This is a genomic window from Phaeobacter sp. S60, from assembly GCF_000826845.1.
Lineage (GTDB): Bacteria > Pseudomonadota > Alphaproteobacteria > Rhodobacterales > Rhodobacteraceae > Phaeobacter > Phaeobacter piscinae.
On record NZ_JSWJ01000017.1, the window covers coordinates 80,910 to 106,495 of the forward strand.

The following is a 25,586-nucleotide window of genomic DNA, read 5'->3' on the forward strand; positions in this document are numbered from 1 at the left end:
TGTTGTGGCAGATTTGGAACATGTGAAGGTCCAGATTTCTGCGCGCGTGGCTGATACATAGGGCATATCGATAGGGAATTGCAGGCCTCTCATGACGAAAACCTCTCATAAATCCGGATTGGAGGAGCTGCGCGCGCATCGTCGCCGCAGTCGCGGCCTCTATTGGTCGGTCGGCATTTTCAGTTTCTTTGTGAACATGCTGATGCTGACTGGCCCTCTCTATATGATGCAGGTCTATGACCGGGTACTCGGCAGCCGATCGGTAGCGACCCTCATCGCGCTGTCGCTTCTGGTGGTGTTTCTCTATGGCACTATGGGGGTTCTGGATTACGCGCGGGGCCGCATTCTGGCGCGTGTCGGGGCGCGGTTTCAGGCTGGGCTGGACCAACGCGTGTTTGATGCGATGATCCGCCGTTCTGCGGTGGCGCAGGATCCGGTGGCCCAGACCGGCCTCAGCGATCTGGAATCTGTACAGCGACTGATCGCCTCGCCGGTGCTTGGGGCTGCATTCGACCTGCCGTGGACGCCTATCTTTCTCTTTGGCATTGCCCTGTTTCATCCCTGGCTGGGGCTTCTTGCCCTTGGTGGCGGCGCGGTTCTCATTGCCATTGCAGTGCTGAACCAGTTCCTGTCACGCCGCCCGCAGATGCAGGCGGGCATGTCCGGCCACCGTGCCAATCTGATGTCAGAGGAAATCCGCACCGAGGCGGAGATGATTCAGTCGATGGGCATGCGCCACGCGGCCTTTCAACGCTGGAAGGCAGGCCGTGACGCCGCATTGGTCGACAGTGTCACCGCCAGTGACGTCGGGGGAGGCTTCACCACACTGACCAAGACCCTACGCCTGTTCCTGCAATCGGCGATGCTGGGTCTGGGCGCTTATCTGGTGCTGCAGAACCAGGTCACCGCCGGGGCGATGATCGCAGGCTCCATTCTGATGGGCCGGGCGTTGGCACCAATCGAACTGGCGCTTGGTCAGTGGGCCATGGTGCAGCGCGCTCTCAAAGGATGGCGCAATCTTGCCGAGTTGCTCGACAAGGTGCCGGAAGAGGCCGAGCGGACCGAATTGCCCAAGCCCACCGCCAATCTGGAGGTGCAGGCGCTGGCCGTGGTGCCCCCCGGTGACAACCGCCCGCAGCTGCGCAATGTCAGCTTCCGGGTGCAGCCGGGACAGGCAATTGGCGTGATTGGTCCGTCCGGCTCGGGCAAATCCACCCTCGCACGGGCGCTGACCGGGGCCTGGCGCCCGGCGGCGGGCACTGTCCGGCTGGATGGGGCTTCGCTCGATCAATACGCGCCGGAGGTGCTGGGCCAGAACATTGGCTATCTGCCGCAGCGGGTGCAGCTGTTCGAAGGCACCATCGCGCAGAACATTGCCCGCCTGTCCTCCAACCCGGATTCCGCCAAAGTGGTCGCCGCGGCGAAGAAAGCCGCCGCCCATGACATGATCGTGCATCTGCCTGACGGCTATGACACCCATATCACTGCCGGGGGCGGGCGGCTGTCCGGTGGGCAGATGCAGCGGGTCGCACTGGCCCGCGCCCTTTATGATGATCCAGTGATTGTTATTCTGGATGAGCCGAACTCAAACCTCGACAATGACGGATCGGTAGCGCTGAACCGCGCGATCAAGCAGCTGAAGGCCGATGGCCATTCGGTGCTGATCATGGCCCATCGCCCCGCCGCGATTCAGGAATGTGACCTGCTGTTGGTGATTGATCAGGGGGTTCAGACCGCCTTCGGGCCCAAGGATAAGGTGCTGCGCGAGATGGTGTCCAACCACCAGAGCATTCAACAGGCAGCGCCAGGAGGTGTGCGATGAACCAGAGCAAACCTGAGACCAATTCCTGGTCCGCCCGCCGCCCGCTGATCATCGGGCTGGTTGGGGTGCTGATCCTGCTTGGCGGTTTTGGAACATGGTCGGTTGCCACGTCGATTGCCGGCGCGGTTGTCGCCTCAGGCCGGATCGAGGTTGACCGCAACCGGCAGGTTGTCCAGCATCTGGACGGCGGCATCGTGCAGGAAATTCTGGTGGAGGAGGGCGACACCGTCGCCGAGGGGGAGGTTCTTCTGCGTCTGGATGCGAAGGAGCTGCGCTCTCAACTGGTCATCACCGAAGGACAGCTGTTTGAGCTGATGGCCCGCCGTGCCCGCCTTGATGCGGAACGCGACAGCGCTGAGACGGTAGAGTTCGACGCTGAACTGCACGACCTGGCGGAAACCCGACCAGAGGTGGCGGATCTGATGCAGGGGCAGGTCCGCCTGTTTCAGGCCCGCAAAGACTCCGTCGCGCGGGAAATTGACCAGTTGGAGAAGCGGCGTACCCAGATCCAGGATCAGATCACCGGCGTCCGTGCCCAACAGGCCTCGCGCCGCACCCAGCTTAACCTGATCGAGGAGGAGCTGGCCAACCAGCAGTCCCTGCTGGACCGTGGATTGGCGCAGGCCGGCACCGTCCTGAACCTGCGTCGGACCGAGGCCGATTTACAGGGCTCGCTGGGCGAGCTGATCGCCACCGAAGCGCAGGCCGAGGGGCGCATCACCGAGATTGATATCGAGATCCTGAAACTCGGCACCCAGCAGCGCGAAGAGGCGATCACCCGCCTGCGTGATTTGCGCTATCAGGAGTTGGAACTGGCCGAGACCCGCCGCGCGTTGAAGGACCGCCTGGCGCGGCTCGATATCACCGCGCCGGTCTCCGGCATCGTCTATGGCCTGCAGGTGCATACGCCCCGCTCGGTGATCCGGGCGGCGGATCCGGTGCTGTATCTGGTGCCACAGGATCGACCGCTGGTAATTGCCGCGCAGGTGGCGCCCACGGATGTTGATCAGATCTTTGTCGGTCAGGCGGTGACCCTGCGCTTCCCGGCGCTGGATCAACGTTCGACGCCGGAACTGTTCGGCTCGGTGAAACAGGTTTCCGCCGATGCGTTTGAGGATCAGTCCAGCAAGCTCTCCTACTACCGGACCGAAATCGAACTGAACCCCGGTCAGCTGGAGACCCTGCCCGAAGGCACCGTGCTCATTCCCGGCATGCCAGTTGAGGGCTATATCCGCACCGCTGACCGAACCCCGCTTGGCTATCTGGTGAAACCGCTTGCGGATTACTTCGTGCGCGCCTTCCGGGAAAGCTGAACAGCACGGCGCCGACCAGTGTGCCCCGCGTCGCAAAACCGTCCCTTCAGGGGCGGTTTTTTGCTTTCCGCCCTGCCGCTTCCCGGTTAGCGTTCCGCAAAACCCGACGCAAAGGACCACATCCATGGATATCGAAGCCAAACTCAAAGATCTGGGCATTCAGCTGCCAAGCGCACCGGCCCCCGCAGCCAACTATGTGCCCTATGTGGTGGTCGACGATATGGTCTATATCTCCGGCCAGATCTCTGCCGGGCCTGAGGGTCTGATCACCGGCAAACTGGGTGCGGATATGGATGTAGCCGCTGGTCAGAAAGCCGCCCGCCAATGCGCCATCGCGCTGCTGGCGCAGCTGAAAGCTGCCTGTGGCGGTGATCTGAACCGTCTGAAGCGCGTTGTGAAACTGGGTGCGTTTGTCAATTCTACCGACAGCTTCACTGACCAGCCGCAGGTGGTGAACGGGGCGTCTGACCTGATGGTTGAGGTGCTGGGCGATGCTGGTCGCCATGCCCGTGCCGCCGTCAGCGCGCCCTCGCTGCCGCTGGGTGTGGCAGTGGAAATCGACGGCGTCTTCCAGATCTCATGACCTCAGATCTGCCTGCCGCATTCCTGCGCCAGCCCATCACCCATCGCGCGCTGCACGACGTGCGCGATGGTCGCCCGGAGAACAGCCGCGCCGCCATTCTTGCGGCGATTGAAGCGGGCTATGGCATTGAAATGGACCTGCAACTGTCCTCCGATGGGCGCGCCATGGTGTTCCATGACTACAATCTGGAACGGCTGGCTGAGGGGGCTGGGCTTGTTGCGGATCACACCCGCGACCAGCTGCGCGCCATCCCTCTCAAGGGCGGTGATGGCGAATGCATCCCGGATCTGGCTGAGGTCCTCGACCTGGTTGATGGGCGGGTGCCCCTCTTGATTGAGCTGAAGGATCAGGACGGCAATATGGGGCCAAATATCGGCGCGCTTGAGGCCGATACTGCGGAACAGCTGAAAGACTATAAGGGCGAGGTCGCGCTGATGTCTTTCAATCCGCATACCGTGGTCGAACTGGCGCGCTTGGCGCCGGGTCGGCCGCGTGGCATTACCACCAGTAGCTACAGGGTTGAGCATTGGCCCGAGCTGACGGCGGAGGTCTGCGACCATCTGCGCGCAATTCCGGATTTTGACCGCTCGGGCTCCTGTTTCATCAGCCATGAGGTGGCCGATCTCGCCAGCCCGCACGTCGCGGAACTGCGCGCCCGGGGGGTGCCGGTGCTGTGCTGGACCGTGACCTCCGCCGCGATGGAAAAGGAGGCGCGCAAAATCGCGCATAATGTCACCTTTGAACGCTATCTTTCTGATATCCCGGCTTGATCCCATCCGCGGCGGACCCAGATACTGTCTGTCGCGGAGGAACTGAATGGAACAGGCGCAGATTGAAATCGAAGTGCTCGGCGCGCTGTCGCAGCTATCGGCCGAGGAATGGGACGCCTGCGCCTGTCCTGAGGCCGCTGACGGCGGTGCCCCACGAGATCCCTTCACCACGCACCGGTTTTTGAGCGCGCTGGAGGACAGCGGTTCCGTCGGGCGCGGCACCGGCTGGCAGCCGCAGTATCTGACCGCGCGCCGCGACGGCGAGCTGATCGCCTGCGCGCCGATGTATGCCAAATCCCACAGTCAGGGCGAATATATCTTCGACCACAACTGGGCACATGCCTATGAACAGGCAGGCGGGCGCTATTACCCCAAGCTGCAGATCGCAGCGCCTTTTACCCCGGCCACAGGGCGGCGTTTTCTGGCAAAGCCGGAATTCGAAGGCCTGGGCCAGTCCGCACTCGTGCAGGGGGCTGTACAGCTGGCGGCAGACAACCGCGTCTCCTCCCTGCATGTGACCTTCTGCACCGAGGATGAGGCGCAGATGGGTGCCGAAATGGGGCTGATGGCCCGTGTCACGCAACAGTTTCACTGGCTGAACGACGGCTACCGCAGTTTTGACGATTTCCTTGGCGCACTCTCGTCGCGCAAACGCAAGACCATCCGCAAGGAACGCGCGCAGGCGCAGGGCTTTGGCGGGGAGATCCGCGCCTATCACGGCAGCGATCTGCGCCCCGAACATTGGGATGCCTTCTGGACCTTCTATCAGGACACAGGCGCGCGCAAATGGGGCTCGCCCTATCTCAGCCGCGCCTTTTTCGACATCGCGCATGACACCATGGCGGACGACATGGTGCTGATTCTCGCCGAACGTGGCGGGATGCCGGTCGCGGGTGCGTTGAATTTCCTAGGCCGTGACACGCTTTACGGCCGCTACTGGGGGTGCCAAGAACACCACCCCTGCCTGCATTTCGAACTGTGTTATTATCAGGCCATCGATCAGGCGATTGCCCGCGGGCTGGACCGGGTCGAGGCGGGCGCGCAGGGGGAACACAAGCTGGCGCGTGGCTATCTGCCGACGCAAACGCATAGTCTGCATTGGGTGGGCGATCCGGGATTTGCCGATGCCATTGCCCGCTATCTGGAGGCCGAACGCGGCGCCATCGAAGAAGAAATCGAGATCCTGACGGACTACGGTCCGTTCCGCAAACCCCATGTGGAGGAGCAACAATGACCGAGAAACTCTCAGACGCCACGCGCGGCCCGCTGCTGGATCCGTTGTTCAGCGCCGGTTGGCAGGTGGTCGACGGCCGCGATGCCATCACCAAGACCTATAAATTCGACAGTTTTGTCGATGCCTTCGGCTGGATGACCCGCGCCGCAATCTGGGCCGAAAAATGGGATCACCACCCGGAATGGAGCAACGTCTACAACTCCGTTACCGTGACCCTGACCACCCATGATGTCGGCGGCATCAGCGCGCTGGATGCAAAACTCGCCCGCAAGATGGAGAGCCTTTAGCGGCCACCACCCGACAGATATGAATAGACAAAGGCGCGGCTTGGATCCGCGCCTTTGTTTGTTTGATACTTGCGGCTCAGCCGATGGAGTCCAGCAATGCCTCACCCGCAGACAGTTCACATTGGCCGGGATTGTCTTCGGCGTTCATGACTTCAACCTTGCCATCGCGCGCCAACATCGCATAGCGCAGCGACCGCCCGATCAGACCCGCCGCAGGTGCATCCAGCCGCATCCCGATCGCATCGGTAAACCCGCATTCGGCGTCCGACAGCATGGTGATACCGGCAGCACCGGCACCCGTGGCCTCCGACCAGGCCTGCATCACAAAGGGATCATTGCCCGCAATGCAGATGATTTCATCTACGCCTTTGGCGGCCAACGCGTCCTTATTGCGGATGAAACTGGGCACATGGGCCGAATGGCAGGTCGGGGTAAACGCGCCCGGCACCGCAAAAATGGCAACCGTGCGCCCCTTGGTGAGCTCCGCCATGCTCACCTGTTCAGGGCCCTCTGCCCCCATGCGGGTCAGTGTCGCCTCAGGCAGGGTTTCTCCAACGGAAATCATGATCTGTTCCTCTCCCGTGATTGTGTTTTATATCCCCACACATATAGGGTCGGGCAGCTGGCATGCCAGAGGCGTGTGACAACCAGCAGCCGCAGACCGGGACAGCAGAAAGAGAGGGGAACCATGACCCATTTCGTCGTGATCGGGGCAGGGCAGGCCGGCGCCTCGCTGGTGGCTCAGCTGCGCAAGCAGGGCTTTGACGGGGAAATCACCCTGATCGGCAGCGAACCGGTCGTGCCCTATCAGCGTCCCCCTCTCTCCAAGGCCTATCTGCTGGGCGAGATGGAGCTGGAGCGGCTCTATCTGCGCCCTGAGAGTTTCTACGTCGATAGCAATATTGCCCTGAAGCTGGGCCGACAGGTGCAGGCCATTGACCCAGCGGAGAAGACCGTCACCCTCGCGGATGAGGTGCTGCACTACGACCAGCTGGCGCTCACCACCGGGTCCAGTCCGCGCCGTCTGCCTGCCGCTATTGGTGGTGATCTGAACGGCGTTTACGTGCTGCGCGATCTGGCAGATGTGGACGCCATGGCGCCCGTGGTCAAAGGCGGCGCGCGCACGCTGATCGTGGGCGGTGGGTACATCGGGCTAGAGGCCGCCGCCGTCTGTGCCAAACGCGGGGTCTCCGTCACGCTGGTGGAAATGGCCGACCGTATCCTGCAACGGGTCGCTGCGCCGGAAACCTCGGACTATTTCCGCAGCCTGCACACAGGCCATGGTGTCGAGATTCGCGAAGGCATCGGACTGGAGCGGCTGGAGGGCGAGGGTGGGGCCGTCAGCCGCGCCGTGCTCAGCGATGGCTCAACGGTTGAGGTGGATTTCGTCATCGTCGGCGTTGGCATCACCCCCGCATGTGATCTGGCAGAGGCGGCGGGCCTGACGCTGGAGAACGGCATCAAGGTGGACGAGCAGGGGCGCACTTCTGATCCCGCGATCTGGGCCGCCGGGGATTGCGCCTCCTTCCCCTATCGCGGCAGCCATATCCGGCTCGAAAGCGTGCCCAACGCCATTGATCAGGCAGAGGTCGCTGCCCGCAATATGCTCGGCGCGGGGGAGACCTATGTGGCGAAGCCCTGGTTCTGGTCCGATCAATATGACGTCAAACTGCAAATCGCGGGCCTCAACACCGGCTACGACAATGTCGTCACCCGCGCGGGACAGGATGGCACCATGTCCTTCTGGTATTACACCGGCGATCAGCTGGTGGCGGTGGATGCGATGAATGATCCCCGCGCTTATATGGTCGCCAAACGCCTGATTGAGGCGGGACGCACCGCCGACAAAACCGTGGTGGCTGACCCTGAGGCGGATCTGAAACCGCTGCTGCGCGCATGAGGATCATCGCCGGAGATTTCCGAGGCCGCGCGCTCACCAGCGTGGGCAAGGGGGATGCAGGCGCCCATCTGCGCCCCACCACCGACCGGGTGCGCGAAAGCCTGTTCAACGTGTTGAGCCATCTGGTCGATTTCGATGGGCTGCGGGTGCTGGATCTGTTCGCGGGCACCGGTGCCTTGGGGCTTGAGGCGCTGTCGCGCGGCGCGGCGGATGCGGTGTTTGTCGATGATGGCCGGGTCTCGCAGGGGCTGATCACCAAGAACATCGACCTGCTGCGGATTAAGGACCGCGCACGGCTCATCCGCCGCGATGCAACCCGCCTGCCGGTCAATGATGGCGCGCCTTGTGATGTGATCTTCCTCGATCCACCTTATGGTAAATCTTTGGGGCAGAAGGCGCTGACAGCAGCGATCAAGGGCGGCTGGCTGACTGAGGATGCGCTGGTGATCTGGGAAGAAAGCAGCCCCATGCAAGCCCCCGCAGGATTTACCCTGCACGACAGCCGCAAATACGGCGACACGCACATCACCCTCCTGTGGCGCGAGAGCTGAACACCAAAACAAAGGACGCATTGCATGCCGATCACATATCCAACGCCGAAACTGGTGATTTTCGACTGTGACGGCGTTTTGGTCGACAGCGAAACGCTCAGCAATCAGGTGCTGGTCGACAACCTCGCGCGCCACGGACTTCAGCTGTCACTTGCGGAATGTATGGATCTCTTTGTCGGTGGCACCATAGCAGATGTGCGTACCAAGGCCATCGCCCGTGGCGCTGACCTGCCCCAAGATTGGATCGCAGAGATCTACGAGGAAACCTACACCCGTCTGCGGCAGGGGGTCGATCTGGTGCCGGGGGTGTTCGATCTACTGGCGCTATTGCAGGCGCGAGGCATCGCCTTTTGCGTGGCCTCCAACGGCAGCGAGGAAAAGATGCGCATCACCCTTGGCCAGAACGGCCTCTGGGATCTGTTTCATCCCCACGCCATGTTCTCCGCTCATACGCTCAAGACCGGCAAACCGGACCCCGATCTGTTCCTCGCTGCCGCCTGCCATTTCGATGTGCAGGCCCGCGACTGCCTGGTGATCGAGGACAGCGAAAACGGCGCCATCGCCGCCGCCCGCGCCGGCATGCGCTGCCTCGGCTTTGATCCCCACGGCACGGGCCACCGCCTGACACCGCATAACGCCGAGCATATTACCACCATAACAGACGTCCCACGTCTGATCGGCCTGCGTCCCTAACGGTACTCTCAGGTAGAGTGCGACATTTTCACAGCAATCTATGCGTTTTGCCTGGCGGAACTCCCCGCAGTCCGACCGCAGGTCTTACACGCACCCATGTTCGCCATATTCGGCCTGGGAAACGGACGATCAATCGGCCCGTTCAGCATCTCAATTCAGATGCTCAGAATTGAAGTAGGACACAATATGAAATTCAATCTCCGCATCGGCCTGGCTCTCGCCAGCGCCTTGGCCCTGTCGGCCTGCGTATCGCCCGATGTTGTCACCAAAACGCAGGTGGGTGATGCCAAGCTGACCTGCACCGAAATCGCGGTGCAGCTGAACCAGCTGGAAGAGATCCGCAAAGAAGCCAAGAAGGGCAAGAGCATGTCCGGCGAGAATATCGCAGCCGCGCTGTTGTTCTGGCCCGCGGTGATCGGCAACCATTCTAACGCCAAGCAGGCGCTTGAAGCCGCGAATGAGCGTCACGAGGTTCTGGTTGCCTTGGCAGAGCGCAAACGCTGCAAGCTCTGACACCGGTACGGGGCAATCTGTATCGCTGAACGACAAAGGGGCGCGCCAGATGGCCCGCCCCTTTTTTAGTGGAGTGATACGGTCTCAGCCGTAGGTCGGGTGAAACTTGCCCGCAGGCGACAGCGTGAAGATCTCAGCACCATCTGCCGTCACCCCGACCGAATGTTCAAACTGCGCAGACAGCGATTTGTCGCGGGTCACGGCGGTCCATTCATCGGCCAGAATCTTGGTTTCCGGACGGCCAAGGTTCACCATTGGCTCGATGGTAAAGAACATGCCTTCCTCCAGCACCGGACCGGAGCCCGCGCGGCCATAGTGCAGCACGTTGGGCGGGGCATGGAACACCTGACCCAGACCGTGGCCGCAGAAATCCCGCACCACGCTCATGCGCTGCGCTTCGACGTAGGACTGGATGGCGTGGCCGATATCACCAAATGTGTTGCCGGGTTTCACCGCCTCGATCCCCTTCATCAGGGAGTCATGTGTCACCTGGATCAGCCGTTCGGTTTTGCGCGACAGCTTGCCGGCCACATACATCCGGCTGGTATCGCCAAACCAGCCATCGACAATCACGGTGACGTCGATATTCAGGATGTCGCCATCCTTCAGCTTTTTCTCACCGGGGATCCCATGGCAGACCACGTGATTGACGCTGATGCAGCTGGCGTGCTGATAGCCTTTGTAACCTATGGTCGCTGAGGTCGCGCCTGCGTCCTCCACCATCTGGGTGATCAGCCGGTCCAGCTCACCGGTGGTCTGGCCGGGCACGACATGGGCGGCAATATCGTCAAGGATCCGGGCCGCCAGCGCCCCGGCCGCGTGCATTCCGGCAAAATCGCCGGGCTCATAAATGCGAATGCCGTCTTTTGTGGTGCGGCCGTCTTTCGATCTCATCAGATGAGGCTCCATCGGGTGTCTTTGACATAGCTATGTAAGCGGTTCGCGCCCAAAGGACCAGAGCCGGCACACCCCCGTGCCGGGAACTTTTTACCGGTGGCATGCGTTCTCCTTTTTGACGAATTGCAACCGCACCACGGAGGGAGGCGCACATATGGACAGTCTGAATGCCCTGATGCAGACCGAAATCTACAACGGCAAATCGCTGGCTGATCTGGTCACGCTGGAGTTTCTGGCCCAGGCCATGGGCAGCGTGCTTGCCGCCATCGTGATCCTGCTGGCCGGGTTTATCGTTGCCAGCTGGGTCAAACGCCGCATCGTGCAGATCGGTGACAGCCACGCCAGCCTCGATGTGACCCTGTTCCACTTCCTCGGCAATCTGGCACGCTATGTGATCCTCGCCTTTGCGCTGTTGTTTGTGCTCAACACCTTCGGGGTTGAGACCACTTCTATCATTGCCGCTATCGGTGCTGCTGGCCTCGCTATTGGTCTGGCAATGCAGGGCGCGCTGTCCAATGTGGCGGCCGGCATCATGCTGATCCTGTTCCGCCCGTTCAAACTGGGCGATTTCATTGAGGTGAATGACGAAATGGGCACGGTGAAGGAAATCACCCTGAACAACACCGTGATCGCCAGCCTCTCTAACCTGAAGGTGATCATCCCCAACTCAGAGGTTTGGGGCAACACGATCACCAACTATTCCGAATTCGACACCCGCCGGGCCGAGTGGAGTTTTGGTGTGGGTTACGGTGCCAATCTTGCCACCGCCGAGCAGGTGATCCGCGACACCATCATGTCCGACAGCCGCTCTCATGCAGAGCCGGAGCCGTTCATCCAGGTCAATAATCTGAACAGCAGTTCGGTTGATTTTCTGGTCCGCGTCTGGGTCGATGCGGCAGAGTATTTCCAGTATCAGGCCGACATGAAACGCAAGGTGAAAGAGGCGCTTGATGACGCCGGGATCGATATTCCATTCCCGACCCGCACGCTGGTTCAGGCGGCCCCCGATGCCTCGCAGGACGTCGCGGACACATCTGACGCCAATGCCAAGGAGCGAAGCGCCGCCTGAGGGATCAGCCCTCGATCATACCTGCGATCTCAACGCCTTGCGGGCTGATGCGGGTGCCGATCACCAGACGTTCCACACCTGACGCCGCCGCCGCCTCCCAGGCGGCGGCATAGGTCGGGTCGATGTCGCGGGCAATCTCAAAACGATCACAATCCTCGCGCTGCACCAGATAGAGCAGCACCGCCCGGTGTCCGGCGCGGCACATATCCGCCAGATTTCCCAGATGTTTGGCGCCGCGCGCGGTCACACTGTCGGGAAACTCCGCCAGACCGGGCTGCCGGGATAGGGTCACGCTTTTCACTTCAACATAGCAATCAGGCAGGCCGGGCTGGCTCAGCAGGAAATCAATGCGGCTCTTCTCGGCGTATTTCACCTCGGCCCGGACCGTTCCGTATTGCGCTAGGGCCGGGATCTCGCCTGCCTCCAGCGCCGATTTCAGCGCGCGGTTTGGCACAGATGTATCCACGCCGACCAGAGCCCCGCCCGCAACCTCAACCAGCCGCCAGCCGTATTTCAGCTTCTTCTTGGGGTCGTCATTGGGCTCCAGCCAAACCGGGTTGCCAGGCTCGGCCAGTCCCAACATCGATCCGGGATTGGCACAATGGGCGGTTACTTCGCGCCCATCCGGCAACTGGCAGTCCGCCAGAAACCTTTTGTAGCGTCGGATCAGCACGGCGGACAGGAGAGGGGTTTGAAAGCGCATGTGACTGGGCCTATACCTGCGCTATCATTGGATCAAGAGGAGGAGCGCAGATGGCAAACCCAACCGCCGCAATGCTGGTGATCGGAGACGAGATTCTGTCCGGGCGCACCCGCGATGCCAATATGTATTACCTCGCCGGTGAGCTGACAAAACATGGCATCGACCTGCAGGAGGTGCGGGTGATCAGCGACAACGAGCCCGCGATCATCGCGGCTGTGACGGCGCTGTCTGATAGCTATGACCATGTCTTCACCAGCGGCGGCATTGGCCCCACCCATGATGACATCACCGCTGATTGCATCAGTAAGGCCTTTGGTGCCCATCTGGACGTGCGCGACGATGCCCGTGCGCTGCTGCAGGCCCATTACGACAAGTCCGGGCAGGAGCTGAACGCCGCCCGCCTGCGGATGGCACGGATCCCCGATGGCGCGACGCTGATCGAAAACCCGGTCTCCACAGCCCCCGGTTTCACCCTGCGCAATGTGCATGTGATGGCCGGTGTGCCCAGCGTGTTTCAGGCCATGGTCGCCTCGGTGCTGCCCACGCTCACCGGCGGCGCGCCGCTGTTGTCGCAGACCCTGCGTGTGCAGCGGGGCGAGGGCGATATCGCCCCCATCCTGACCGCCATTGCCGAGGCCTATGATGACCTCTCCATCGGCTGTTACCCATTCCAACAAAACGGTGCCTTTGGCGCCAATGTGGTGGTTCGGGGTTCCGATGGCGCGCGGGTGGATGCGGCGATCACAGCGCTGGCGCGGGATCTTGATCTTTGACGACTGCTCACTCTCTGACCGACCCCAAGTATTACGACGTCACCGACCACACATGGCCCGCCGCTGAATTGCGGCAGCTTGGCCCGGTAACCCTGCGCCGGGGCGCTGGCGGCGGCAGCCGCGTGTCAGCGGCCACTGTCACCACAGGTCACGCCAGCGAGGCGGAGATCACCGCCGCCGAACAGGCCATGGGCGATATGGGACAGGATCCTCTGTTCATGATCCGCGATGGTCAGGACGCCCTTGATGCGCAGCTCGCCGCGCGGGGCTATGTGATCAAGGATCCAGTGGTGCTTTGGACGTGCCCGGTTCAGCAGCTCTGCACGGTGGAGATCCCGCCCGTGACAGCCTTCTGCGTCTGGGAGCCGCTGGCGATCCAGCATGAAATCTGGGCCGAGGGGGGCATCGGCCCCAAGCGCTTTGCAGTGATGCAACGGGTTGCAGGGCCGAAGACTTCGCTGCTGGGCCGGTGTGACGATTCTCCGGGGGGCAGCGGCTTTGTGGCGATCCACGACAGCATCGCCATGATCCACGCGCTGGAAATCCTGTCTCATCAACGCCGCAAGGGTATGGGTGTTTGGCTGATGCACCGCGCTGCGCAGTGGGCCGCCGATCAGGGCGCACGCGAATTGGCGGTTCTCTGCACCGAGGCCAATGCTGGCGCAAACGGTCTATATGCCTCACTTGGCATGCAGCGCGCCGGGCGTTACCACTATCGCCACAACCCAGAGGGAGTGTAACCCATGACACGCGATACCAACGCACCCACCGCGCTTGACCTGCCGATGGTGGACCCGCTTCCGCCCGAGACGCAGAAATACTTCGACATCTGCCAGGAGAAGCTGGGCATGGTGCCCAACGTGCTGCGTGCCAATGCGTTCGACATCGACAAGCTCAACGCCTTTACCGGGATGTATAACGACCTGATGCTGGCGGACAGCGGGTTGTCAAAGCTGGAACGCGAGATGATCGCGGTGGTGGTCTCCGCCATCAACAGCTGTTTCTATTGCCTAACGGCCCATGGGGCGGCAGTGCGCCAGCTGTCAGACGATCCAAAGCTCGGCGAGATGCTGGTGATGAACTACCGCGTCGCCCCGCTGGAGCCGCGCCAGCGTGCGATGCTGGATTTTGCCGTAAAGGTGACCAAAGCCAGCGCCGAGATTGAGGAGACCGACCGTCAAATCTTGCGCGACCATGGGTTTAGCGACCGCGACATCTGGGACATCGCCAATGTGACCGGCTTTTTCAACATGTCCAACCGGGTTGCCAGCGCCACCGGCATGGTGCCCAACGACGCCTATCACGCGCAGCACCGGTGATCCGTCGCGCCGTTCTGACCAGCCGCTGGCTGGCGCCTGTTCTGACGGGCCTGTTTTGCGCAGGCCTGCCGTTGGGCGTTGCCGCACAGGGGATCAATCTGCCCGCCGGCGCGCGCCAGCTGGCCGAGCGCGCCACCGCCCTTGGCAGCTATGCAGTGCCGCTGGGCCCCGCCAGCGACGACGGTGTGCCCGAACGCCAGGTCGAGGGGCAGATCCTGCGCCGCAGTTGGCGTGTGTCCGGCGATTCCACAGTGTTGCAGATACTGGCACCGCTCCGCGCACAGTTGGTCGCGGCCGGGTATGAGCTGCTTTATCAATGCCCTGCGCGCAGCTGCGGCGGCTTTGATTTCCGCTTCGATATTGAGGTGATCCCCGCCCCGGACATGACCGTCGATGTCAGCAACTACAGCTTTGTCTCGGCGGAACATCCCGATGGGCGCATCGTTACGCTCTTGGTCTCGCGCTCCGGCAACGCCACCTTTGTGCAGGTGATCGAGGTCACGCCTGAAGGGGACAGCGCGCCGGTCATCACCGATGGCACCAGCCCGGCAGACGGCGGCTCCGACGCAGCCCCGACTGCTGCGCTGCCACTCATTGGCGCGGCAGAGCTGATCACCGGGTTGCGCCGCAATGGGCGGGCCGTGCTGGCGGACCTGGAGTTCGAAACTGGCGCCGTGACACTGGGGGCCAAACCTTATGACAGCCTTACGGCGCTCACTGAGTTCCTGAGTCAGAACCCGGATTTCGATGTGCTCTTGGTGGGTCATACCGATACGGTGGGGTCGCTGGCGCAGAATATTGCGATTTCTGAACGCCGCGCCGATGCGGTTCGTCGCCGCCTGCTGGCCGATAGCGCCCTGAACCCCGCGCGGATTGCCGTAGCCGGGGCCGGGTTCATGGCGCCGCTGACCACCAACCTCACCCCAGAGGGGCGCGAGGCCAATCGCCGGGTTGAGGTGGTGCTGATCAGACGCTGATTTGGTGCGGTCCCGCTCAGCCTGTCGGACAGATACAGAAAACCCGGCACAACGGCCGGGTCCTGTCCAATCCCAAAGAGGCGCGCCTCACCAGGTGATGCCATCCTTGTCGGCAAAGGCATTGGCGAGGAAGTCGATAAAGGCCCGCACCTTGGGTTGGGTGAAGCGGCCAGGAGGGTAGACCGCATAGATGCCTTGGGTCTCCATCGGCAGTGAGGGCATGACGTCCTCAACCAGCCCTTCGGCCATGGCATCTGAATAAAGGTAGCTCGGCAGATAGGCGATCCCCAGACCGGAGATTGCCGCATTCAGCAACGATTGTCCGTCATTCACTGACAGCCAGCCGGAGGTTCGCACCTGCCGCTTTTCGCCGGACGGCGCAGTGATCTTCCACATGCTGCCACTCGATTGGTTGGAATAATGCAGCAGCTTGTGCATGTTCAGATCGTCGATCTTCTGAGGGCGGCCGAATTTCTCCAGATAGGCAGGAGAGGCGATCATCCGTTTGGTGGTCTCGGTCAGCTTGCGCGCCCGCAGGGAGCTGTCTTCCAGCTCACCAATGCGCAGCGCCATGTCGAACCCTTCAGAGATCAGCTCCACATAGCGGTTGTTCAGCACCATATTGACGGTGATATCGGGGAAATCGCGCAGGAAATCCGACAACACGGGCGACAGGTGGTTGACGCCAAAATCCGTCGCAACAGAGATCCGCAACAGTCCCGAAGGCGCAGATTGCATCGAGGTCACCAGCGCATCCGCCTCCCCGGCATCATTCAGCACCCGGCGCGCCCGGTCGTAATAGGCGAGGCCGATTTCTGTGGGGGACACCCGCCGCGTGGTCCGGTTCAGCAGCCGCGCGCCAAGACGGGCCTCAAGGCTGGACACATGTTTGGACACCGCCGATTTGGAGATCCCCATCTTCTTGGCCGCATCGGTGAATCCGCCCTGATCCACCACATTGGCAAAGGCCTCCATTTCGGTCAGTCGATCCATAGCACTCGCGTCCTTATCCATCCGTGTTCCCCTATTTTTCGCGGTGAAATCGGGCAAGAACGGGGCAGGGATGGGATAATTGCGAGGTTATTCACCCATAGTTTACCAGCTGGAAACACCTGCCCGCGCGACGGAAGATCGAAAACCCGCCCGCTTCCCCTATGTTGAAAGAGGTTATGTCAATGGGAGGACATCTTATGAATGCGATGATCAGATCCACACTGGCGGCTGTGGTGGCTTGCGCCTTGCCCGTCTCTGCGGCCGTTGCGGGTGGCGAAACCCCGGCGCCGGAGGGGGCAGAGGTCTATTTCGTGACCCCCAAGGATGGTGAGGTGGTGTCTGCGCCGGTAACCGTGGTCTTTGGCCTGCGGGGCATGGGGGTGGCACCGGCCGGGACTGAGAAAGAAAACACCGGCCATCACCACCTGCTGATCGACCGCCCGCCACTGGGGGAGGGCGAAGACGGTGCGGATGAACTATCCTACGGCCTGCCATCGGATGAAAACCACATTCATTTTGGTGGCGGACAGACCGAAACCACGCTGGATCTGGCGCCGGGAGAGCATACGCTGCAGCTGGTGATGGGCGACTACGGTCACGTCCCACATTCGACACCCATCATCTCAGAAGTGATCACCATCAAGGTCGAGTAGGCCTGTAAGGTAGGTGGGACACTTCGGTGCAGGGCGAAGCATTCCCCAGATCCTGCCTGCTAGATCGGGGGCGTATTTTCCAAGAAAGGACGCCCCTGATGCTCACCTGTGTCATCCGCTATCATATTGACCCCACCAAACGGGACGATTTCGCCACCTATGCCCGCAACTGGGGGCAGGCGATCCCGCGCTGCGGCGCCAACCTGATCGGGTATTATGCCCCGCACGAAGGCTCATCAACGCTGGCTTATGGCATCTATGATGTGGCAAACCTTGCCGGATACGAAGCCTACCGCGCGCGGCTGGCGGCGGATCCGCTGGGGCGCGAGAACTATGCCTTCGCTCAGGAACGCCGCTTTATCCTGCGTGAGGACCGCACCTGGCTGAAAAAAGTCTCTGACCCGGAAGGATCTACAGGATGATTGCCGTTATCTTCGAGGTTGAAATCAAGGACGGGGCCAAGGACCGTTATCTGGAGATCGCTGCCGATCTGAAACCCCTGCTGCAGGAGGTTGAAGGCTTTATCTCGGTCGAACGGTTCCAGAGCCTTACCACACCGGGCAAACTTCTGTCGCTTTCCTTCTGGGAAAACGAGGATGCGGTCGCCAACTGGCGCTGCCTCGGCGCCCACCGCGCCGGGCAGACGGAGGGCAGGGAGGCCGTATTCAGCGACTACCGTCTGCGGGTGGCAGGTGTGTTGCGTGACTATGGTATGACCAACCGTGATGAGGCCCCCGCCGATGCCCGCGCCGTCCATGATCCTGTTGCCACGTGAAACACCAGCTGCGCAAATTATGCCGCTGGGACTATGCGGTGATCGGTATGGTCCTCGTCACCTCACTCGTGGGCATGGCAGGAGCGCAAGAGGGCAGCGCGGCGATCCTGTCGCCCCGTGACGGGGACATCGTCTCCTCTCCCGTGACAGTTGAACTCCAACTGCCGGAAGAGGGCGCATATCACCTCTATATTGATGGCGCTGCTTTCAGTCCCGAGACATTGCCGATGGGCGGAGTCCGTCTGACGTTGGATATGCCAACCGGGATCCACCAGATTGATCTGCGCCGCGGAGGCACCGCCCCCGGGGATCATGCCATCACCGTACTTGTTGATCGGGTCACTTTGCCGGACGACAAGAACTGCCTCAGCTGTGGTGGTCTGCGCCGCCCCTGATCGAGACGGTAAAGACCCCGGTTCCGTACCGGGGCCTTTGTAGAGGTAGACGCTTGATCTGTCGTCGGATCAGCGCGCGTGTTGGCCTTCTTCGATTTCCTCGACAATCTTGCTGACGAAGGCTTTCAGATCATCGGGGTTACGGCTGGTCACGATGCCTGCGTCGGCCACCACTTCGCTGTCCTGCCAATCGGCCCCGGCGTTGATCATATCGGTTTTGATAGACTGGAACGACGTCATGGTACGGCCCTTGACGACCCCAGCCTCGATCAGGAGCCAGGGCGCATGGCAGATCGCGGCGATGACTTTGCCTTGATCGTAGAAACCGTTGATCAGCTCGATCACATCGTCATTGATCCGCAAGACATCCGGGTTGATCTGGCCGCCGGGCAGAACCAGCGCGTCATAGTCTTCAACCCGCACAGCCTCCAACGCCAGATCGGCTTCGGCCTCGCGGCCCCAATCGTCGCCCTCCCAGCCCTTGATCGGCTTGCCGTCCAAACTGGCAACCGCGACTTCGGCGCCTTTGACTCGCAGCTGATCGCGGGGAAATTCCAGTTCGGACTGTTCAAAACCATCGGTGGCAATCATCAGGATTTTGGCGTCACTGATACGGGGCATGGGAAACTCCTGTCTGTTGTCAACATATGACACCGCAAAGGCGGCGCCGTTCACGAAGAAAACGCAAAGGGGGCGCGCAGGGTTCCAGACAGAAACCCCCACCCCGCAGGCACGGGGAGGGGGAGGGCATCGTTTCACTATTTCGCAGGGGTCAGAGGCTGGCGGCCAGCCGTATGCCCTGATTGATGGCGCGTTTGGCATCGAGCTCGGCGGCCAGATCTGCCCCGCCGATCACATGGCAGGGGGTGCCCTGTGCCTCCAGCGTGTCGGCAAGGGAGCGTTCCGACAGCTGGCCCGAGCACAGCACCACAGTGTCCGCCGCAATCACGGTCGGGTTTTCGCGCGCCTCGCCAAAGCTGACATGCAGCCCGTCATCATCAATCCGTTCATAGTTCACGCCGCGAACGAAATTCACGTCCTTCATCTTCAGCGTTGCGCGGTGGATCCAGCCGGTGGTCTTGCCCAGCCGTTTGCCGTGACGCTCCGCCTTGCGCTGCAACAGAGTCACCTCGCGCGCCGGCGCCTCAGGCTGCGGGCCTTCGGGGGACAGACCGGCACGGTGCTCGGCGGGGTCGGCAACACCCCATTCCTTCATCCACAATGGCAGGTTCTCGGTTGCGCTGTCGCCTGCGTGCAGCAGGAATTCCGACACGTCAAAGCCGATGCCACCGGCGCCGATCACTGCAACTCGCTTGCCGACCTCGGCCTTGTGGCGCAGCACGTCGATGTAATCGACCACATTGTCACGATCCTGACCGGGAATCTGCGGATCACGCGGCACGACGCCGGTGGCAATCACCACCTCGTCAAACCCCTTGAGATCGCTCGCAGACACCTCGCGGTTCAGTTCCAGCGTGACGTCGCTGTCGGCCAGCATGGTGCGGTACCAATCGACCAAGCCCCAGAACTCTTCCTTGCCCGGCACTTGTTTGGCCATATTCAACTGACCGCCAATCTCGCTTGCGCGGTCAAACAGCGTCACCTTGTGGCCGCGCTCAGCCGCCGCCAGCGCGGTCGACAGCCCCGCCGGGCCCGCGCCGACAATGGCAACAGTCTTGGTCGTTTCGGCAGGCGTCAGCACCAGCTCGGTCTCGTGACAGGCGCGCGGGTTCACCAGGCAGGAGGTCAGCTTGCCACTAAATGTGTGGTCGAGACAGGCCTGATTGCAGGCAATACACGGCGCGATTTGATCGGCTTTGCCCTCGGCGGCCTTGGCCACAAAATCCGCATCCGCCAGCATCGGTCGCGCCATCGACACCATATCGGCGCAGCCGTCGGTCAGCACCTGCTCGGCGACCGCCGGCGTGTTGATCCGGTTTGAGGTAATCACCGGAATGCCGACCTTGCCCATCAGCTTCTTCGTGACCCAGGCAAAGGCCGCGCGGGGAACCGAGGTGGCAATTGTCGGGATCCGTGCCTCATGCCAGCCGATCCCGGTGTTGAGGATGGTCGCCCCGGCTTTCTCGACCTCTTGCGCCAGCTGAACCACCTCATCGTAGGTGGAGCCATTGGGCACCAGATCAATCATCGACAGGCGGTAGATGATGATGAAATTCGTTCCCACCGCCTCGCGGGTGCGGCGCACCACCTCAATCGGCAGGCGCATCCGGTTCTCATAGGAGCCCCCCCAGCGGTCTTCGCGCTTATTCGTATGGGTGACCAGGAACTGGTTGAGGAAATACCCCTCGCTGCCCATGATCTCAACGCCATCATACCCCGCCTGCTGCGCCAGTACGGCGGCGTTGACGATATCCGCGATCTGCTTCTCGATGCCGTCTTCGTCCAGCTCATTTGGCGGGAAGGGGGAAATAGGCGATTTCACCGGGCTGGGCGCGACACATTTTGGTCCGTAGGAATAGCGCCCCGCATGCAGGATCTGCATGGCGATCTTGCCGCCGGCCTCATGCACGCGATTGGTGACGATGCTGTGGTTTTCCACATCCTGATCGCTGGTCATCATCGCCGCCCCGGGCAGAACCGAGCCTTCGAGGTTGGGACCAATGCCTCCTGTCACCATCAGCGCCACGCCACCGCGTGCCCGGTCCGCATAGAACTCCGCCACCCGGTTCCAATCCTTGGTTTCCTCAAGCCCGGTGTGCATGGATCCCATCAGCACGCGGTTTTTCAACGTGGTAAAGCCGAGATCCAGCGGCGCCAACATTTTCGGGTACGCAGTCATGACACTCTCCCTGGTAGTTCTCTGATACGTCTTAATATCTGGGTTTGCGCGAAAATGGCCCAGCCATAAAGGGATTGTCACTTCGGACGCGGCGTCACCCTCTTGCACGACGCTGGGGCATGGGTGCACAAGGGGGCATCCAACCGAGGAGAGCCTTGATGACGCCCGAAGAAATCGCCGCCTTGCCCTATCGGCCCAATGTGGGTGTGATGCTGCTGAATGCAGCGGGGGAGGTTTGGGTCGGGCAGCGCATGGACCGTCACAAGGACGCCTGGCAGATGCCACAGGGCGGCATTGACGCAGGCGAAGATCCCCGGCGCGCTGCCCTGCGTGAGCTGGAGGAAGAGACCGGCGTCACGCCTGATCTGATCGAGATTATCGCCGAAAGCGACGGCTGGCTGCCCTATGATTTGCCCGTCGATGTGGTGCCGCAGTTCTGGGGCGGGAAATATCGTGGGCAGGAGCAGAAATGGTATCTGATGCGCTTTCTCGGGCGCGATGATCAGGTCAATATCGCCACTGATCACCCGGAATTCTCCGCCTGGTGCTGGCAACCGGTGGATCAGCTGGTGAGCAAAATCGTGCCATTCAAACGCGAGGTCTACGAACGGGTTATTCAGGAGTTTCAGGACCATCTATGATGGTTCGGACCTAATTTGCGTCTGACAAAGGACAGCCTGATGCCACCTCTTCGCACGCTTATCGCGCCAGCTGCCATCTCCGTCGCACTCATCGCGACCTTGGCGGGACCTGCATCCGCCCTCAGCTGTCTGCCCTGGGGGCCGTCGGACGCCTATCTTGAGGCCGCGAAATCCGACAAGAGCTATATCGTTGTCGATGGCGTGCTGAGTTTTGATGAGGGCGCGCTGCCCAAGGCCCCGCAGGACAATCCCAATGACGCGCCGCCGCGCAGTCTGATTCCAGCGCAGATTGAGGGCAAGCTGATGACGGCGCAGGGGTTTTCAAAAGACGTTGATCTGGGCATCACATTGGAAATCCTCTGCTTTGGGCCGTGGTGTGCTGGCGCAGCAGATGGCGTGAACTATCTGGCGTTTCTGGAAGAGCGCGCGGATGGCTATGTCCTGCGGATGGATCCCTGTGGCGGCTTTGGCTTCGGGGGCACCGATGGTGCCGCCCGAGATGAGGTGCTGGCCTGCCACGCGGGCACATCCTGCACCCCCTGGTCCGAACGCTAACCCGCAGCCAGTTTGGTGGCGGGCTAGGCGCCGGCCACCCGCCGTCTGCGCCAGCGCAAACCGCTTTGCCCCAGCCACAGGCTGAACAGCGCAAGGCCCGCGCCAATGGCCTGTTTTGCCGTCAGCACCTCGCCAAGGATTACCCAGCCCAGGATCACCGCTGACAGCGGGCTGAGCACCCCCAGAAGCGACACCACCGATGGTTCCAGCCGGGCAATGCCACGAAACCACAGGACATAGGTCGCAGCGCCGCCAATCAGGCTCATATAGGCCAGCCCAAGCAAGTTCTCGCCGCTCAGCTGCGGCACGGCGGGCAGGGACCACAGGGTGACCGGGATCAGCAACAGCCCGCCCGCCGTCAACTGCCACGCGGTGAAGGTCAGCAGCGACACAGGCGGCTGCCACTTGCGGCTCAGCACCATGCCAGCCGCCATCGCAATGGCCCCGGCGAGCCCCGCAAAAACACCGATCCCGTCCAGCTCTGCACTCGGCGTCAGAACCAGCAGCGCCACGCCAAGGATGCTCAGGCCCGCCGCCAGAACCGCCGCCATCCGCACCGGTGTCTTCAGCATCAAAGCCGACAGAAACACCACCACCAGCGGCTGCACAGCGCCCAGCGTCGCGGCCACCCCGCCGGGCAGTCGGTAGGCGGCGACAAACAGCAGGCTCCAGAAGATCGAGAAGTTCAGCGCCCCCAGCACCAAGAGCCGTGGCACCCAGTTCAGTGGCGGCAATTGCCGCACCATCAGCATCAGCAAAAGCCCCGCAGGCAGGGCCCGCAACAGGGCGACCAGCAGCGGCGACTGGCCCGGCAGCAGGCTGGTGGTGACAATATAGCTGCTGCCCCAGATCACGGGCGCCAGCGCAGTAAGGATCAGATCGCGGCTCTGCATGGCAGGCTCCTTTTGATTTCTCGACATCAAGATAGAATGGTTTTTCTTGACGTCAAGATATCATCCGATAAAACACGAGCCATGGACCATGTAGATTTTGTGACCCAGCAATGGGAGCGGGAACGTCCCGACCTTGATGTATCGGCGATGGCCGTGATCGGGCGGGTTGGACGATTGGCGCAGGCCTATCAAAAGGAAATGCAGAAAACCTGGGCGCGTTATGATCTGAACGGCGCCAAATTCGATGTGCTGGCCACACTGCGTCGCGCCGGGGCACCGTATCGCCTGTCGCCGGGGGATCTGTTGCAGGCCACCATGGTGGCCTCGGGCACCATGACCAACCGCATTGACCGGCTGGTGGATGCCGGGCTGGTCGCGCGCAGCGTCAACCCCGAGGACAGTCGCGGTTTTCTGATTGAGCTGACCCCGGAGGGGCTGCGCCTGATCAATGAGGTGGTAGAGGCGCATGTCGCCACACAGGCGCGCCTGCTTGATGGTCTTGGTGCGGAAGAGCAGAAGGTTTTGACCGAGCTGCTGTCAAAGGCGCTGACCTCCGCCGACAACGCCTGATCCCGGTCAGCCCACGAACGGGGACAGCCAAGGTTGTGCCCGATGAAAAAAGCCGCCCCCGATCACTCCGGGGCGGCCTTGCTATCAGGTCTGCGGGAGAGTTCCCGGCTCAGATCAGCCCTTCGCGGCGCAGCACCTGGCTCATCACCGCTTTGGGGCGGGGGCCGATATGGCTGATCACCTCAGCCGCACAGACATTGCCGATCTTGGCGCAGGTCTCGATATCCAGCCCCTTGGCCATGCCAAACAGGAACCCGGCTGCAAACTGATCGCCAGCCCCCGTGGCATCCACCGGCACCACCCGTTCGACCGGGACTGAGACGCGCGTGTCGCCCTCAACCACGGTGACCCCATCGCCGGAGCGGGTGCAGACCACCAGCGGGCAGATGGCAGCGGTCTTGGCCAGCGCCTCTTCCAGATCGTCGGTTTCAAACAGGGATTTGATCTCGGCCTCATTGCCGATCACGAAATCCAGATCGTTTTCGATCAGCGACAGGAAATCGGCACGGTGGCGTTCCACACAGAAGGGATCGGAAATCGCGATGCCGCATTTGCCGCCACCCTCGCGACAGTCCCGCGCCGCCTCCATGAAGGCGGTCTTGCCCTTGTCCTTGTCGAACAGATAGCCCTCCAGGAACATCAGCTGGGCCTTGCCCGACACCACGTCCGGCACATCCGAAGACGACAGCTCGGAGGAGATGCCCAGATAGGTGTTCATCGACCGCTCACCATCGCCGGAGACAAAGATCATCGAGCGCGAGGTGGGCAGCTCACCGCCCTCAACCGGCGGGTTCACAAAATCGACGCCATCATCGGCCATCGCCTGCGCGTAAAACCGCCCCAGCGCGTCATCATGGACCCGGCCGATAAACGCCGCCTCAAGCCCGAGGGCACCAGCCCCTGCAATGGTGTTCGCAACCGAGCCGCCGGGCGTCTGTACCCGTTCCTGCATCGCTGCATAAAGCACCTCGCCGCGATCGCGTTCGATCAGCTGCATGATGCCCTTTTCAATGCCCATATGCTCCAGAAAGCTGTCGTCGCATTGGCTGATCACGTCCACAACGGCATTGCCGATCCCGACGAGCTGGTAGGTTTTCATAGAGTTTTATCCTCAAACTGGCAGAGATCGCGTATGATGCAGGTGGGGCACATCGGTTTGCGAGCTTTGCAATGGTAGCGTCCGTGCAGGATCAGCCAATGATGGGCATGGAGCTGAAAATCTGCCGGAATATTGTCTTCGATGGCGCGTTCGACTGCATCGACATCCTTGCCCGGCGCAATGCCCGCCCGGTTGCCAACGCGAAAGATATGGGTGTCCACCGCCTGTGCGGGCTGGCGCCACCACATGTTCAGAACCACATTTGCCGTCTTGCGCCCGACGCCGGGCAGCGATTGCAAAGCAGCGCGGGAATTGGGTACCACGCCGCCGTAATCCTCGACCAGAATGCGCGACATCTTGATCACGTTCTTGGCCTTCTGACGGTATAGGCCAATGGTCTTGATATGTTCGGTCAGCCCCTCTTCACCCAGATCCAGCATTTTCTGCGGGGTATCTGCGATCTGAAACAGCGCGCGGGTTGCCTTGTTGACGCCGGCATCCGTAGCCTGTGCCGACAGCGCCACCGCCACCACCAAGGTGTAGACGTTGACATGCTCCAGCTCCCCTTTGGGTTCTGGATCCGCTGCCTGAAACCGCGTGAAGATCTCACGCAGGGTGTGATAATCGAGTTGCTTTGCCATCGCGGTCCTTAATGCCGCGCAGGTCCCGTCGGCGCAAACAGAAAAGCCGCGCTAGGTGAGCGAAGCGTTCCCCTGTGGTTGCTGACCCATAGTCCGCTGTTCGCGCAAGATCCGGGTCGCGCAGCCGGGGTGTGACCCTATACTGAGGGGCAGCAACACAGGTCGGG

General features: G+C 61.7%; 31 protein-coding genes. 22 read left to right on the forward strand and 9 right to left on the reverse strand.

The features are described 5' to 3' along the window. Window positions 1-91 precede the first annotated feature (91 nt). The 6 genes from OO25_RS16095 to OO25_RS16120 all read left to right on the forward strand — a co-directional run bounded on the left by OO25_RS16095 (window position 92) and on the right by OO25_RS16120 (window position 6,009). Window positions 92-1,822: a type I secretion system permease/ATPase gene (locus OO25_RS16095; RefSeq protein ID WP_040174440.1), complete on the forward strand. Its 1,731-nt coding sequence runs from the start codon at window positions 92-94 to the stop codon at window positions 1,820-1,822. Further along, complete coding sequence (locus OO25_RS16100) at window positions 1,819-3,135, forward strand: HlyD family type I secretion periplasmic adaptor subunit (RefSeq protein WP_040181155.1); 1,317 nt, start codon at window positions 1,819-1,821, stop codon at window positions 3,133-3,135. The genes OO25_RS16095 and OO25_RS16100 overlap by 4 nt, the downstream gene beginning before the upstream one ends. A gap of 124 nt (window positions 3,136-3,259) precedes the next feature. Continuing rightward, window positions 3,260-3,718 carry a RidA family protein gene (locus OO25_RS16105; RefSeq protein WP_040181157.1) on the forward strand — a complete coding sequence of 153 codons (459 nt, stop codon included), beginning with the start codon at window positions 3,260-3,262 and terminating at the stop codon, window positions 3,716-3,718. Beyond that, complete coding sequence (locus tag OO25_RS16110; RefSeq protein ID WP_040181159.1) at window positions 3,715-4,488, forward strand: glycerophosphodiester phosphodiesterase family protein; 774 nt, start codon at window positions 3,715-3,717, stop codon at window positions 4,486-4,488. The genes OO25_RS16105 and OO25_RS16110 overlap by 4 nt, the downstream gene beginning before the upstream one ends. Window positions 4,489-4,534: 46 nt before the next feature. Beyond that, window positions 4,535-5,722, forward strand: coding sequence for a GNAT family N-acetyltransferase (locus tag OO25_RS16115; RefSeq protein ID WP_040174430.1), 1,188 nt, complete (start codon window positions 4,535-4,537; stop codon window positions 5,720-5,722). Next, window positions 5,719-6,009: a 4a-hydroxytetrahydrobiopterin dehydratase gene (locus OO25_RS16120; protein WP_040174427.1), complete on the forward strand. Its 291-nt coding sequence runs from the start codon at window positions 5,719-5,721 to the stop codon at window positions 6,007-6,009. The genes OO25_RS16115 and OO25_RS16120 overlap by 4 nt, the downstream gene beginning before the upstream one ends. Before the next feature lie 76 nt (window positions 6,010-6,085). Here OO25_RS16120 and OO25_RS16125 read toward each other — a convergent pair whose 3' ends face one another. Beyond that, window positions 6,086-6,574, reverse strand: a complete 489-nt coding sequence (locus tag OO25_RS16125) for a peroxiredoxin (protein WP_040174426.1) — start codon at window positions 6,572-6,574, stop codon at window positions 6,086-6,088. A gap of 123 nt (window positions 6,575-6,697) precedes the next feature. Between OO25_RS16125 and OO25_RS16130 the strand changes: the two genes are divergently transcribed. The 4 genes from OO25_RS16130 to OO25_RS16145 all read left to right on the forward strand — a co-directional run bounded on the left by OO25_RS16130 (window position 6,698) and on the right by OO25_RS16145 (window position 9,666). After that, window positions 6,698-7,909: an NAD(P)/FAD-dependent oxidoreductase gene (locus OO25_RS16130; protein WP_040181160.1), complete on the forward strand. Its 1,212-nt coding sequence runs from the start codon at window positions 6,698-6,700 to the stop codon at window positions 7,907-7,909. Beyond that, entirely contained in the window at window positions 7,906-8,460 is a 555-nt protein-coding gene (gene rsmD, locus OO25_RS16135; protein WP_040181161.1) for a 16S rRNA (guanine(966)-N(2))-methyltransferase RsmD, read from the forward strand. Before OO25_RS16130 ends, rsmD begins: the two co-directional genes overlap by 4 nt. A 24-nt stretch (window positions 8,461-8,484) precedes the next feature. Beyond that, a complete protein-coding gene (locus OO25_RS16140) occupies window positions 8,485-9,153 on the forward strand; it encodes an HAD family phosphatase (RefSeq protein WP_040181162.1) in 669 nt (222 codons plus the stop codon). 186 nt (window positions 9,154-9,339) lie between these two features. Next, a complete protein-coding gene (locus OO25_RS16145; RefSeq protein ID WP_040181163.1) occupies window positions 9,340-9,666 on the forward strand; it encodes a hypothetical protein in 327 nt (108 codons plus the stop codon). Window positions 9,667-9,750: 84 nt separating this feature from the next. Here the strand turns inward: OO25_RS16145 and map are convergent, their stop codons facing one another. Then, entirely contained in the window at window positions 9,751-10,560 is an 810-nt protein-coding gene (gene map / locus OO25_RS16150; RefSeq protein WP_040174854.1) for a type I methionyl aminopeptidase, read from the reverse strand. A gap of 157 nt (window positions 10,561-10,717) precedes the next feature. On the opposite strand from map, the gene OO25_RS16155 reads away from it, so the two are divergent. Next, a complete protein-coding gene (locus tag OO25_RS16155; RefSeq protein ID WP_052465689.1) occupies window positions 10,718-11,632 on the forward strand; it encodes a mechanosensitive ion channel family protein in 915 nt (304 codons plus the stop codon). Between the two features lie 4 nt (window positions 11,633-11,636). Here OO25_RS16155 and sfsA read toward each other — a convergent pair whose 3' ends face one another. Beyond that, window positions 11,637-12,335, reverse strand: coding sequence for a DNA/RNA nuclease SfsA (sfsA, locus tag OO25_RS16160; protein ID WP_040181164.1), 699 nt, complete (start codon window positions 12,333-12,335; stop codon window positions 11,637-11,639). 50 nt (window positions 12,336-12,385) lie between these two features. On the opposite strand from sfsA, the gene OO25_RS16165 reads away from it, so the two are divergent. Genes OO25_RS16165 through OO25_RS16180 form a run of 4 tightly spaced genes read left to right on the forward strand, consistent with a single transcriptional unit; the run spans window position 12,386 to window position 15,404 of the window. Continuing rightward, window positions 12,386-13,108, forward strand: a complete 723-nt coding sequence (locus OO25_RS16165; protein WP_040181165.1) for a molybdopterin-binding protein — start codon at window positions 12,386-12,388, stop codon at window positions 13,106-13,108. Beyond that, complete coding sequence (locus OO25_RS16170; protein WP_040181166.1) at window positions 13,105-13,848, forward strand: N-acetyltransferase; 744 nt, start codon at window positions 13,105-13,107, stop codon at window positions 13,846-13,848. Before OO25_RS16165 ends, OO25_RS16170 begins: the two co-directional genes overlap by 4 nt. A 3-nt stretch (window positions 13,849-13,851) precedes the next feature. After that, window positions 13,852-14,427, forward strand: coding sequence for a peroxidase-related enzyme (locus OO25_RS16175; protein WP_040181167.1), 576 nt, complete (start codon window positions 13,852-13,854; stop codon window positions 14,425-14,427). Beyond that, on the forward strand, window positions 14,424-15,404 hold the full coding sequence (locus OO25_RS16180; RefSeq protein WP_040181168.1) for an OmpA family protein: 981 nt from the start codon (window positions 14,424-14,426) through the stop codon (window positions 15,402-15,404). The genes OO25_RS16175 and OO25_RS16180 overlap by 4 nt, the downstream gene beginning before the upstream one ends. A gap of 87 nt (window positions 15,405-15,491) precedes the next feature. Here OO25_RS16180 and OO25_RS16185 read toward each other — a convergent pair whose 3' ends face one another. Beyond that, the gene (locus OO25_RS16185; RefSeq protein ID WP_014875799.1) at window positions 15,492-16,397 is read right to left on the reverse strand and encodes a LysR family transcriptional regulator; all 906 of its coding nucleotides are present in this window, start codon (window positions 16,395-16,397) and stop codon (window positions 15,492-15,494) included. Between the two features lie 197 nt (window positions 16,398-16,594). Between OO25_RS16185 and OO25_RS16190 the strand changes: the two genes are divergently transcribed. The 4 genes from OO25_RS16190 (at window position 16,595) to OO25_RS16205 (ending at window position 18,220) form a co-directional block, all read left to right on the forward strand. Beyond that, window positions 16,595-17,050: a DUF4399 domain-containing protein gene (locus OO25_RS16190; RefSeq protein ID WP_040181170.1), complete on the forward strand. Its 456-nt coding sequence runs from the start codon at window positions 16,595-16,597 to the stop codon at window positions 17,048-17,050. Between the two features lie 98 nt (window positions 17,051-17,148). Continuing rightward, a complete protein-coding gene (locus OO25_RS16195; RefSeq protein ID WP_040181171.1) occupies window positions 17,149-17,472 on the forward strand; it encodes an NIPSNAP family protein in 324 nt (107 codons plus the stop codon). After that, complete coding sequence (locus OO25_RS16200) at window positions 17,469-17,825, forward strand: antibiotic biosynthesis monooxygenase (protein WP_040174402.1); 357 nt, start codon at window positions 17,469-17,471, stop codon at window positions 17,823-17,825. Before OO25_RS16195 ends, OO25_RS16200 begins: the two co-directional genes overlap by 4 nt. After that, window positions 17,822-18,220: a hypothetical protein gene (locus OO25_RS16205; protein WP_242407058.1), complete on the forward strand. Its 399-nt coding sequence runs from the start codon at window positions 17,822-17,824 to the stop codon at window positions 18,218-18,220. Before OO25_RS16200 ends, OO25_RS16205 begins: the two co-directional genes overlap by 4 nt. A gap of 69 nt (window positions 18,221-18,289) precedes the next feature. Here the strand turns inward: OO25_RS16205 and OO25_RS16210 are convergent, their stop codons facing one another. Both OO25_RS16210 and OO25_RS16215 read right to left on the reverse strand, forming a co-directional pair. Next, window positions 18,290-18,841, reverse strand: coding sequence for a type 1 glutamine amidotransferase domain-containing protein (locus tag OO25_RS16210; protein WP_040174849.1), 552 nt, complete (start codon window positions 18,839-18,841; stop codon window positions 18,290-18,292). Window positions 18,842-18,992: 151 nt separating this feature from the next. Further along, entirely contained in the window at window positions 18,993-21,020 is a 2,028-nt protein-coding gene (locus OO25_RS16215; protein ID WP_040181172.1) for an NADPH-dependent 2,4-dienoyl-CoA reductase, read from the reverse strand. Window positions 21,021-21,178: 158 nt separating this feature from the next. On the opposite strand from OO25_RS16215, the gene OO25_RS16220 reads away from it, so the two are divergent. Together OO25_RS16220 and OO25_RS16225 are read left to right on the forward strand one after the other, a co-directional pair. Further along, on the forward strand, window positions 21,179-21,661 hold the full coding sequence (locus OO25_RS16220) for an RNA pyrophosphohydrolase (RefSeq protein ID WP_040174398.1): 483 nt from the start codon (window positions 21,179-21,181) through the stop codon (window positions 21,659-21,661). A 39-nt stretch (window positions 21,662-21,700) separates the two neighbouring features. Then, window positions 21,701-22,216 carry a hypothetical protein gene (locus OO25_RS16225; RefSeq protein ID WP_040181173.1) on the forward strand — a complete coding sequence of 172 codons (516 nt, stop codon included), beginning with the start codon at window positions 21,701-21,703 and terminating at the stop codon, window positions 22,214-22,216. A gap of 23 nt (window positions 22,217-22,239) precedes the next feature. On the opposite strand, the gene OO25_RS16230 is transcribed toward OO25_RS16225, so the two are convergent. Continuing rightward, window positions 22,240-23,109, reverse strand: coding sequence for an EamA family transporter (locus tag OO25_RS16230; RefSeq protein WP_040181174.1), 870 nt, complete (start codon window positions 23,107-23,109; stop codon window positions 22,240-22,242). Between the two features lie 81 nt (window positions 23,110-23,190). Between OO25_RS16230 and OO25_RS16235 the strand changes: the two genes are divergently transcribed. Further along, the gene (locus OO25_RS16235) at window positions 23,191-23,679 is read left to right on the forward strand and encodes a MarR family winged helix-turn-helix transcriptional regulator (protein ID WP_040181242.1); all 489 of its coding nucleotides are present in this window, start codon (window positions 23,191-23,193) and stop codon (window positions 23,677-23,679) included. Window positions 23,680-23,788: 109 nt separating this feature from the next. On the opposite strand, the gene OO25_RS16240 is transcribed toward OO25_RS16235, so the two are convergent. Then, window positions 23,789-24,778 (reverse strand): adenosine kinase, encoded by a 990-nt coding sequence (locus tag OO25_RS16240; RefSeq protein ID WP_040174395.1) that lies wholly within the window; start codon window positions 24,776-24,778, stop codon window positions 23,789-23,791. After that, window positions 24,775-25,419, reverse strand: a complete 645-nt coding sequence (nth, locus tag OO25_RS16245) for an endonuclease III (protein WP_024096028.1) — start codon at window positions 25,417-25,419, stop codon at window positions 24,775-24,777. Before nth ends, OO25_RS16240 begins: the two co-directional genes overlap by 4 nt. Window positions 25,420-25,586: the final 167 nt, after the last annotated feature.